This is a genomic window from Moritella sp. (genome assembly GCF_013215705.1).
Taxonomy (GTDB): domain Bacteria; phylum Pseudomonadota; class Gammaproteobacteria; order Enterobacterales; family Moritellaceae; genus Moritella.
Map to the genome: position 1 here is coordinate 63,290 of NZ_JABSQR010000006.1, position 11,563 is coordinate 74,852.

The 11,563-nt window shown below is 39.7% G+C and carries 12 protein-coding genes; 1 reads left to right on the plus strand and 11 read right to left on the minus strand.

The features are described 5' to 3' along the window. Positions 1–48: 48 nt before the first annotated feature. From tdh to HRT96_RS03595, 11 genes are all read right to left on the minus strand, one after another. Positions 49–1,074 carry an L-threonine 3-dehydrogenase gene (tdh, locus tag HRT96_RS03545; RefSeq protein ID WP_293152296.1) on the minus strand — a complete coding sequence of 342 codons (1,026 nt, stop codon included), beginning with the start codon at positions 1,072–1,074 and terminating at the stop codon, positions 49–51. 102 nt (positions 1,075–1,176) lie between these two features. Then, positions 1,177–2,367, minus strand: coding sequence for a glycine C-acetyltransferase (locus HRT96_RS03550; RefSeq protein WP_293152299.1), 1,191 nt, complete (start codon positions 2,365–2,367; stop codon positions 1,177–1,179). A gap of 240 nt (positions 2,368–2,607) precedes the next feature. Next, a complete protein-coding gene (locus HRT96_RS03555) occupies positions 2,608–4,296 on the minus strand; it encodes an NAD-dependent malic enzyme (RefSeq protein WP_293152302.1) in 1,689 nt (562 codons plus the stop codon). 199 nt (positions 4,297–4,495) lie between these two features. Continuing rightward, positions 4,496–5,350 (minus strand): sigma-70 family RNA polymerase sigma factor, encoded by an 855-nt coding sequence (locus HRT96_RS03560; protein WP_293152305.1) that lies wholly within the window; start codon positions 5,348–5,350, stop codon positions 4,496–4,498. Positions 5,351–5,750: 400 nt separating this feature from the next. Further along, positions 5,751–6,164 carry an acyl-CoA thioester hydrolase YciA gene (gene yciA, locus HRT96_RS03565; protein ID WP_293135551.1) on the minus strand — a complete coding sequence of 138 codons (414 nt, stop codon included), beginning with the start codon at positions 6,162–6,164 and terminating at the stop codon, positions 5,751–5,753. A gap of 155 nt (positions 6,165–6,319) precedes the next feature. Continuing rightward, positions 6,320–7,330: a low-specificity L-threonine aldolase gene (ltaE, locus tag HRT96_RS03570; protein ID WP_293152308.1), complete on the minus strand. Its 1,011-nt coding sequence runs from the start codon at positions 7,328–7,330 to the stop codon at positions 6,320–6,322. Positions 7,331–7,672: 342 nt separating this feature from the next. Next, entirely contained in the window at positions 7,673–8,887 is a 1,215-nt protein-coding gene (gene sstT / locus HRT96_RS03575) for a serine/threonine transporter SstT (RefSeq protein ID WP_293152311.1), read from the minus strand. Positions 8,888–9,039: 152 nt separating this feature from the next. Next, positions 9,040–9,477 (minus strand): hypothetical protein, encoded by a 438-nt coding sequence (locus HRT96_RS03580; protein ID WP_293152314.1) that lies wholly within the window; start codon positions 9,475–9,477, stop codon positions 9,040–9,042. Then, positions 9,478–9,945: a hypothetical protein gene (locus tag HRT96_RS03585; RefSeq protein WP_293152317.1), complete on the minus strand. Its 468-nt coding sequence runs from the start codon at positions 9,943–9,945 to the stop codon at positions 9,478–9,480. Beyond that, on the minus strand, positions 9,945–10,499 hold the full coding sequence (locus HRT96_RS03590) for a hypothetical protein (protein ID WP_293152849.1): 555 nt from the start codon (positions 10,497–10,499) through the stop codon (positions 9,945–9,947). Before HRT96_RS03590 ends, HRT96_RS03585 begins: the two co-directional genes overlap by 1 nt. Positions 10,500–10,551: 52 nt before the next feature. Then, a complete protein-coding gene (locus HRT96_RS03595; protein ID WP_293152320.1) occupies positions 10,552–11,082 on the minus strand; it encodes a Tfp pilus assembly protein FimT/FimU in 531 nt (176 codons plus the stop codon). A 186-nt stretch (positions 11,083–11,268) separates the two neighbouring features. Here HRT96_RS03595 and HRT96_RS03600 point away from each other — a divergent pair, with 186 nt between their 5' ends. Continuing rightward, positions 11,269–11,490, plus strand: a complete 222-nt coding sequence (locus HRT96_RS03600) for a hypothetical protein (RefSeq protein ID WP_293145015.1) — start codon at positions 11,269–11,271, stop codon at positions 11,488–11,490. Positions 11,491–11,563: the final 73 nt, after the last annotated feature.

Below are 11,563 nucleotides of genomic sequence, written 5' to 3' on the forward strand. Positions count from 1 at the left end.
ACTGATCAACATTAAGCCAAGTACCTCTGGGTAGATCTTATGTTTTTATCATTCCCAATCAAGGATCACTTTACCTGACATGCCTGAACGCATAATATCAAAACCTTCTTGGAATTTATCAATGGGGAAATGGTGCGTAATGATTGGTGTTAGGTCTAAACCTGACTGAATTAATGCAGCCATTTTGTACCAGGTTTCAAACATTTCACGACCGTAAATACCTTTAATGACTAAACCTTTAAAGATAACATTGCCCCATTCGATGCTCATGTCATTTGGAGGGATACCCAACATAGCAATTTTACCGCCATGGTTCATCTTGTCGAGCATATCGCGAAATGCAGATGGCACACCTGACATTTCAAGGCCAACATCGAAGCCTTCTGTCATTTTAAGCTCGTCCATCACATCTGTAAGTGACTCTGTTGTTACGTTCACTGCACGTGTAACACCCATCTTGCGAGCGAGGTCTAAACGGAATTCATTCACATCAGTGATCACAACATTACGTGCACCAACGTGCTTACATACTGCCGCAGCCATGATACCGATTGGGCCAGCGCCGGTGATTAATACATCTTCACCAACCACATCAAATGATAACGCTGTGTGTACTGCATTACCAAACGGGTCAAAAATGGCCGCCATGTCATCAGATATATCATCTGGCAGTTTGAATGCGTTAAATGCAGGAATAACTAAGTATTCAGCAAATGCGCCTTCACGGTTAACACCAACACCAATCGTATTACGACATAAATGGGTACGGCCGGCACGACAATTACGACAGTGACCACACGTAATGTGACCTTCACCAGAAACGCGATCACCGAGAGTGAAACCACGAACTTCTTGGCCGATACCAACAACTTCACCCACATACTCGTGGCCAACAACCATAGGTACTGGAATTGTTTTTTGTGACCATTCATCCCAGTTATAAATATGGATATCAGTACCACAAATTGCAGTTTTGCGGATCTTGATTAACAGGTCATTGTGGCCAAGCGTTGGCTTCTCCACATCTGTCATCCAAATACCTTGTTCAGGTTTTAATTTTGCTAGTGCTTTCATTTTCTTTAATCCACTTGTCTCGATGATATTAAGCTTCGATACTTAGACTCTAGATAGTAGGTACTAGGTACTAGGTACTTCGAAGCTTAATTAATTGTCTATTTAGATGATGCCAAGGTCTTTACCGATACGGGTAAATGCGGCAATGGCAATATCAATTTGTTCTACGCTGTGCGCTGCTGACATTTGTGTACGGATACGTGCTTTACCATGTGGAACCACTGGGAAAGAGAAACCGATCACATAAATGCCTTCTGCTAATAAACGATCTGACATTTCAGCCGCCAGTGCCGCATCGCCAATCATCACAGGTACAATCGCGTGGTCTGCACCAGTAAGTGTAAAGCCTGCTGCACTCATTCCACGGCGGAAATGTTCAGCGTTAGATTTAACTTTGGCACGTAATTCATGGCCTTCTTCCATCATGTCGATAACACGAATTGATGCAGCAACAATCGCAGGAGCAACCGAGTTTGAGAATAAGTATGGACGTGAACGCTGACGTAACCAATCAACAACTTCTTTTTTAGCTGAAGTGTAACCGCCTGACGCGCCACCTAGTGCTTTACCTAATGTACCGGTGATGATGTCAACACGATCCATTACGCCACAATGTTCAGGGGTACCACGACCGCCTTCACCCACAAAACCAACAGCGTGTGAATCATCAACCATCACCAGTGCATTATATTTGTCTGCAAGATCACAAACGCCTTTTAGATTCGCGATCACGCCGTCCATTGAAAATACACCATCCGTTGCGATCAATTTATGACGCACACCTGCAGCATCGGCAGCAATAAGTTGCTCTTCTAATGATGCCATGTTGTTATTTTTATAACGAAAACGTTTTGCTTTACATAGACGTACGCCATCAATGATTGACGCGTGGTTTAGTTCATCTGAGATGATTGCATCTTCTGCACTTAATAACGTCTCAAATAAACCCGTGTTTGCATCAAAGCAAGACGTATACAAGATAGTATCTTCCATTCCTAGGAAAGTACTGATCTTACTTTCTAATTCTTTATGTTTGTCCTGGGTACCACAGATAAAGCGTACTGATGCCATACCAAAACCGTGGCTTTCTAAACCTGATTGTGCAGCCGCAATTAAATCAGCATGATTAGCCAAACCTAAATAGTTGTTCGCACAGAAGTTAACAACTTCATTACCTGCCACTTGAATGTTGGCATTTTGGGCTGAAGTAATCACTCGCTCGTGTTTATAAAGGCCATCAGCTTTAGTTTGTTCTAGCTGAGATTGAATTTGCGAATAAAATGACGTGGTCATCTGGCCAACTCCTAAGGTTAATGTTGATTTGATAGATAAACGCCACATATTTTACTAAACATAGCTAATCAAGCCAGAAGTATATGGTAAATACACAAGTATTTTTTGCAAAATTGTTACGTAGCACTACTTATTGCAACATATAACCAGTAAATTTTATAAAAAAACCAGCTAAAATAGCTGGTTTTTTTTAATGTTAGTATAGAACACCTATATGCATCGCATATTTAGTGGTATTAACTAGTTAGCGACACGCTTATATTCACGATACTCTGGTAACCAGAAGTTCTTTTCAATCTTGTTACGGATCGCTTCATCAGAAGTCTGCAGAGCAACACCTTGCAGTTGTGCTGTTTTAGCTACCCAGAAAGCAATCTCTTTACTTACCGAATGAATGTCCGTTAATGGTGGTAATAGTGGACCTTCACCATCACGACCTAACGGTGAACAATCCGCTAATGCACGACTTGCTGCCATTAACATTGCATTTGTTACACGCGTCGCTTCTGCAGCCAACACACCTAAACCAATACCTGGAAAAATGTAGCTGTTGTTACATTGTGCAATAGTGATCAATTCATCACCATAACTTACCGGTGGGAACGGGCTACCAGTAGCGACTAATGCACGACCTTCTGTCCAACGGATAAGATCTTGTGGTGTTGCTTCGACTCTAGATGTCGGGTTACTTAACGGGAATATAATCGGACGCTCAGTATTTGCCGCCATGGTTTTAATCACTTGTTCAGTAAACAGACCCGGCTGCCCAGATACACCAATTAAAATCGATGGTTTAGCATGTTTCATCACGTCAAGTAGTGAGATCACATCACTATTAATGTCCCACTCGTCTCGCAGTCCCTGATGTTGTACCAGTTTCTGTTGGAAATCGAGTAAGTTTGGCATTTTGTCGGTTAGCACACCAAAACGGTCAACCATAAATACACGCTCACGTGCTTGACCATCAGATAAACCTTCTGACTTCATTTGCGCAACGATCTGCTCGGCAATACCACAACCAGCAGAACCCGCACCTAAGAAAGCAACTTTTTGCTCACTGAGTTTGGTTTTTGCAGCGCGACATGCCGCCATCAAGCTACCAAGCGTAACCGCAGCGGTACCTTGAATATCATCATTGAAACAACAAATCTTATCTTTGTAACGTTGTAATAATGGCATTGCATTTTGTTGTGCAAAATCTTCAAACTGTAATAATACATTTGGCCAACGACGTTTTATTGCATCAATGAACAACTCTAAAAATTCATTATATTTATCTTGGTCAATACGCGGGCTACGCCAGCCCATGTACATTGGGTCTTGCAGACGTTTTTCGTTATTGGTGCCCACATCGAGCACTATAGGTAAACAGTTCGCCGGGCTAATACCACCACACGAAGTATAGAGTGATAGTTTACCAATTGGGATACCCATGCCACCGATACCTTGATCACCCAAACCAAGAATACGCTCACCATCCGTTACAACGATCACTTTTACATTTTGTTTATTTACATTATGTAAAATATCATCAATATTTTCACGCTCTGGGTAAGAGATAAATAGACCACGAGCACGACGGTAAATATCCGAGAATTGCTGACAAGCAGCACCAACCGTAGGGGTATAAATAATTGGCATCATCTCTTCAAGATGATTATCAACTAAACGGTAAAATAATGTTTCATTAGTATCTTGGATGTTACGTAAATAAACGTGTTTATCCATCGCACTTTCAAAGCCAGAAAATTGCTTATAAGCACGTTCAGATTGTTCTTGAATAGATTCAACCATCGGTGGGATTAAACCAGTAAGGTTGAAACTTTGACGCTCAATTGCACTAAAACCACTGCCTTTATTTAATAAAGGGGTTTCTAATAGTGTAGAGCCAGCGTAGGGTAAATACAGAGGACGACTTGTTGTGCTCATTGATATCTCATATATATGAAAAAGTGCAGTATGTTACAATCCGTAACTACTGGACGGGCTAAAATGACGAAGGAATATACCCATCTAAAGTATCATGATCTAAAGAAAAAAACTAAAGATAACAATAATCGCTGACAATATATTCCAATATATTCTTTTTTATATATACAAAAAGTTAACAAGCACTGAGGCCGATTATTTAATTGAGATAATCTTGTTTTTGTACTGTGTTTTGTAGTAACTCAGGTTGAATTTTCTGTAAGCTTAAATTAATAATTTGGCGAATTCGCTCTCTCGACATCGATAGACGTTCGCCGATAACATGTAGAGTCAGTGGATCTTCTTCACCTAAGCCAAATCTTAATTCAATGATTTTTCTATCACGTTCAGATAAATGTCCTAATACTTCATTCAAATAACATAATGTATCAGCATGTTCGAGTTCATCGTTGGGTTTACAGATAGAATAATCTTCTAACATATCGACCAACGCCGTACTCGAATCACGATCAGTAACGATTGTTTTATCTAAACTTGCTTCATTAAAGTAATAGGATAACACTTCATTAACTTGTGCGTACTGCATTTCCAGAAATTCTGCCAATGTCATCACATCATGATTACACTGCAAATCCAATTCTTGTTCACGTGCTGTTTTTAAAATGCGTTTATATACTTTACCAATATGGATTGGCACACGGATAGTACGTGACTGATTCATAATAAAGCGTTCGATATTATTTTTGATCCACCACACTGCATAAGTAGAGAAACGAAAACCTTTGGTCGCATCAAACTTCTCGACAGCATGGATTAACCCCGTATTCCCTTCCTGGATAATATCAACGAGCGGTAGAGAGGTATGTTGGTAGCGTTTAGCGATATTAATCACCAAACGTAAATTAGATTGGATCATGCGTTGTCTGGCTTTTTCATCACCTTCATTAGAAGCGATAGCCGTTTCATATTCTTCCTCTTTAGTTAATAGTTTACTACTTTGGTTAACTTGATACATGTATACGTCTAGCGCATTCGACTCGTTAGATAATTCCATTTTTCTATCTCCCTAAGCGAGTCTCTCCACATGAAACCACGCTTACAAATTAAACATACCTAGCAACAACTATAAAACTAACTAGAAACAAATTTTGATTAGAAAATAATGTAGTAGAAATAAGGTTAGTCGGGAATTAATTTTTAGAAAGGTTATTCTTAAAAAAAACAATAACATTATTAGATTAGTCATAAAATACAATAAAACCAAACAAGGTCGGACCAGACAATAATTATCAGCCCCTATTGTTAATAAGTTTATCTTGATCGTTATGATGCTGAGAATACCAAATTGAATACGGCGTGAGCTAATGACGAGGGGTTAACCCTAAATTTTAGCTATAAAAAAGGGCGTTCCCACTAAGAACACCCTACTGCATGATTATCACTTTATTTCTGCATTACGATGGCAGTTCGCACGTACGTTCAATTTTACGCGACTTACCATTATCATCAATTGCGACATAGGTGAATATTGCTTCGGTAACGATATAACGGAAATTAATCGATTTAGGGGCATTAAGAACGGGCTTAACCCAAACCTCTAAGTTAATCGTCATTGATGAATTACCAATGTGAGTACACGAGCCATAACAACAAACAACATCACCAACAGCAACCGGTTTATGAAATGTCATACCATCAACTGAAATAGTAGCTACTCGTCCTTGTGCCACCTCTTTTGCTAAAATACCACCTGCGATATCCATTTGTGACATTATCCAACCACCGAAGATATCGCCATTTGCATTGCAATCACTCGGCATTGATAACGTACGTGTTAATAGTTGGCCTTTTGGTATAGTCATAATCATCTCTTAGTATTTAATTTTATTTTTATTAGTTAAAAAGTAGCGATTCTAAGTAAAACATATTATTTAGCCGCTATTCTATCTGACATGCTAACTCTGATATTGCCTTTATTATAATTATATTCGATCTGCCCTGTTTACGCGAAATAAGACTTAATTTACATTGAATGAAAATGCTTAATCTCTGTAATTAATAAGTCGATTGCGTCAACTGTAATGTCTTGATGAACAACAAAACGGATCGCATTACTGGCACTAATAATAATGCCTTTAGTACGTAAATATGCCGACAGTGCTTTACCATTCCCCCCCGTGTATTGGGTGAAAATCATATTGGTTTGTACACTGTCTAAATCAAACGAGAACTCAGGTAACGTCAGCAACTGCTGTGCTAAGTACTGCGTATTTTCATGATCAATAGCCAGTTTTTCAACTTGCTCATCGAGCGCAAGAATACCCGCAGCCGCTAAAATACCCGCTTGACGCATACCGCCGCCCAGCATTTTACGCCAACGTCTGGCGGTGCGGATCAATGACTCAGAGCCAAGTAATAACGAACCGACTGGTGCAGCAAGTCCTTTCGATAAACAAATCGACGCAGAATCAAAATATTGGGTAATTTCGCTCGCATCTACGTTAAGTTTAACCGCAGCATTAAAGACACGCGCACCATCAAGGTGAATGCGTAATCCATGCTCAAAGGCCAATGCTTGCGCTTGAGCTAGATACTCAAGCGATAAGACTTTACCGCCAATGGTATTTTCTAATGATAATAATTTGGTTTTAGCATGGTGATCATCATCAGGTTTAATGTTGTCACGGATCGCTTGCAGACAAATACTACCGTCGGCTTCGTTGGCAATCGGTTGTGGTTGTACACTACCTAGTACCGCAGCACCTCCGCCTTCCCAACGGTAATTATGGGCATTTTGACCACAAATATATTCATCACCACGCTGACAATGCGCCATAATAGCTAACAAGTTAGCCTGTGTACCTGACGAGCAAAAGATAGCGGCATCGAATCCATAACGTTCAGCGGCCATTGCTTCCAACTTATTTACCGTCGGATCTTCACCATAAACATCATCCCCCACAATGGCGGTCGCCATCGCGTTACGCATTGCAGCGGTGGGTTGTGTGACAGTATCACTTCTAAAGTCGAACATTTGTCTCTTCCCTTGGCCGTGCTTTATACAAAAAACTATCTTTTCATCTTAAATCGATGATTAATGTTTTAATCCATTACTATTTCGGTTCTCCGAATTGTAAATGAGTATAACATCCGAGTAACAAGAGTCAGGTTAATTTCGTATTTTTTCACTATAATTTTATATTGTGTTACGACTATGATTTTCTATTCAGTCACTAATCGTTACGTATTTAAAATCAACCAATAAAAAAGCAGCCTATTATGACTAAATGGCTGCTTTGTTATTCAATATACTGACGTAATTCACCTAGCCTCGTAGACTAAAAATCACATAAACTAATCAGAGTAACGCTTATTTTTATACGTCAGTTTTACGCTCATAAGCATGGCTCACGGCAGCAGTAAATACCACATCCGTGGAGCTGTTTAACGCTGTTTCAGCAGAATCTTGTAATACGCCGATAATGAACCCCGTTGCCACAACTTGCATTGCAATATCATTATCAATACCAAACAAACTACAAGCTAATGGGATTAACAATAATGAACCACCAGCCACACCAGAAGCACCACACGCAGAAATAGCCGCAATTAAACTAAGTAATAATGCTGTCGGTAAATCAACCGCGATACCTAAGGTATTAACCGCTGCGAGTGTGAGTACTGTAATCGTGATCGCTGCGCCACCCATGTTAATAGTAGCTCCCAGAGGGATAGAGACCGAGTACGTATCCTTGTGTAAATTAAGTTTTTTACACAGTTCCATATTTACTGGAATGTTCGCAGCTGATGAACGGGTAAAGAAGGCAGTAATGCCACTTTCTCGTAGACACTGGAAAATTAATGGATATGGATTTTGGCGTGACATGACGAACAAGATAATTGGGTTAATCACTAATGCAACCACAGCCATCGAGGTTAATAATACCGCTAACAAATGAGTATAGCTAACCATCGCAGAGAAACCGACTGTCGCAAACGTTGATGCGACTAAGCCAAAGATACCCAATGGTGCGAAACGGATAACAACATGCACAATTTTAGATACGCCACCGGCAACATCTTTGATCACTTGCTTCGTGGTCGGTGATGCATGTTTTAGCGCAGCACCAAAACCAATACCCCAAGTTAACACACCAATAAAGTTGCTGGTTACAATCGCATTAATCGGGTTATCGACGACCTTGTAAATCAAATTACGCAGCACGTCAGTAATATTACTCGGCGCTGTATTTGTTGCAGCTTCCGTCACTAGGCTAAGTTGAACGGGGAATAAAAAGCTTAAACTTACTGCGACAAGCGCCGCTGCAAAGGTTCCTAATAAATACAAGGTCACAATTGGGCGTATATTAGCATTAGTGTTAGATTCTTGATTTGCAATTGCAGAGATAACTAATACAAATACCAATAAAGGTGCGATTGCTTTCAACGCACTGACAAATAACCCACCAAACAAACTTGCTTCGACAGCAATACTAGGGGCTGCATACGCTAACGCGATACCCGCAATAATACTAATCATGATCTGCTTAACCAAACTTAATTGAAAAAGCTTTGCTACTTTACTACCCATATCACGTCCTAAATATCCATAAACACCAATAAAGGCAGGATAATACCAAATTAAAAAGATAATATAATACTAAATATGAGCGATTCACCACAAATTGACAATAAATATTAACTTATTTGGAAATAATAGTTCACACCGCCTGCATTGCGCCATTAATTCACAATAACGTCCTGATTCAGCATAGTCATGCTACTGATTATCTGAGGGGAATTAGTCTTATCCAGCCAATGAATCTTAATCTCGACTTCCTTTAGCTGACTTGAGGTGGTAAGCGTAGTTAACGATCTCACTTGCCAAGTTAAATTAAACCAGTGCTGATCATATTGAATATCCCCCGCACTCAAGTTACCGCCGATATTGGTATTCAAAGCAGTATATCCATCAATCGAATCCGTCAAATACCGTATTTCATTCAGCTTATACTCCATTAACGCCCATGCTGCTGTGTATTGTGATTGCTGTAATATAATTTGAGCCTGCGTTAGCTTTAAACTCGTGACGCCAAATATAGCGGTGGTCAGCATAAATAAACTGATCATAACTGCAAGTAAACTTCCACCTTGCTGCAAAGTATGTTGTCTCAACCGCATTTAAAAACCGTATAATGAAGTTGGTTGCCAAGTCCAAGGCATTGATGTCGTAATAAGCTGACGCTGCATGACAATTAGCTCCGTATTATTGTAGGTAACCTCTATCGCAATATTGAACACTGCGTCCTCTGCAATGCATAAATACAATCGCTCTGACAACAGATATTGATGCATCAGGTCATTAGCAATAACTAACTGATGAGTATCTAACGCTAAGTTGGTACATGGCGGTGATAGAACCAGCAATTCAGGTGATTCATAGAGCACGATATAAAACAAATCCAATTTATTGGCCGCTATAATTTTAGCTTTCAGGTAATTAATATGGCGCTGATTACGTTGAATACGCTGTTGCTGGATATAAGTAAATGCCAAACTGCTGCTGATCGTAATGAATACTAAGATTAGCGTCATTGATAACATAAAAAAACCACGAACAGCATGGGATTGCGGTTGCTTAGACGTCACTATAGAAAAGCCCTCGCACTGCTATTGCGAAAATAACCGAGTTCAAACTCGGTGAATTGACGATGACGTATACTAAGCGCGATACTGACATAACCTTTAACTTTATGCGGTAGCGTGTATAGCTGTTGTGACACAGTGAATTGCAATTGGATAATTTCGGTGTTCGCCGCATCTGAAATCATTTCCCAACCTAAGCCACCATCACAGTCAACTTCGCTGCCTTTGCGCTGCTGTATCCCTCCACGATGCAAACGAAAACCAAAGCTTTCATGACTAAAAATACCATCTTCGTTACGATCATAACGATAGACAATACAATCATTACTGGGATTCAGAATATAAATTTTATCATCGTTATAAATAAAAGGATTCGCTGCGGAAATATTGCTGTTATAACCTGCTCGACCTAACTCTCGCTGCATAATAGTCAGTACATTCTGAGCCTCCTGCTGCACGAGATAATATTGTTCAGCCCGATTATTTTGAATTTCATGTGTGGCGTATATATAACTCGACCCAGTAAAAATAATACCCCCTAGCGCTATTGATATCATCAACTCAATTAACCCATGTCCACACATGTGAAGACGCCCGGAGCAAAAGGGTTTAACAAGGCGCATAAATAGCACTATCTCCCCGCACCATACAAACTCGAATACGTCCCTGAGTACTGACAATAACCATAGTACTAAAGCGACCTAAGGAAAGTTGATAACTGGCACCATTTGTCGTGCCAAATAATGGTGAAAAAGATAAGTGGGGTCGATTAACGGTGAGCTCTATATCACTTATCGCTGCGCTGGCTTGTCCATCGGTAGACTGACATAGCGTAGTCGATGTTAAACAATCACAATTTTCGTGATGACTGATAATCCAGCATGACTTGACTGTGCTATTGACAGCATTATTAACCTGGACATTAAAATAATGCCGTTCACCTCGCAGTAGCGCTAATTGTTTCGTGATATTTAGCGCTTCAACTAATTGTCTGGTGAGATTGCCTAGTTTATTTTTATGCACATATGCACTATATGAAGGCACACTTAAAGCCATCAATATAGTCACGATCGCCAACGTTAACAGTAACTCGATTAAGGTTAGCCCGGGGGATTTTAATTTACGGTGTATCATTCGCATTAGCTTCATTTATTCGTGATCGACTAACACTAACCCTAGAATAAAATGTAATCACTGATACTTTTATATTAATAAACAGGTAAAATGTTCCATTATTATTGAATACAGCCACAGTGACTGCTTGTTCGCTTTGATTAAACGCAGTGAAATAAACAAGTAAATTACAGGTGTAATTAAAGAGTTATTATGTCAAAAATAGATTTTTCAGCAATTAACAAAAGCAGTTCAAAATCGTTTCATGAACAGCGTAATACCATCAAAAATGTATGCCTTGGAAAAACGGTTTTATGCCCAGTGTGCCAGCAAGCATTAAAGTTATTACCACCAAAGAACAAAAATGATGAATCTAAAACCGGAGTGGGCTGCGTAAAAGGTTGCACGTTTATTGAATTGGAATTTGAGCTGTAGTTGCAATAGTTCTGTAAACTGTCATTGAAGTCATCACGATTTTAATGACGCTAAATTGCAGATATAAAAAAAC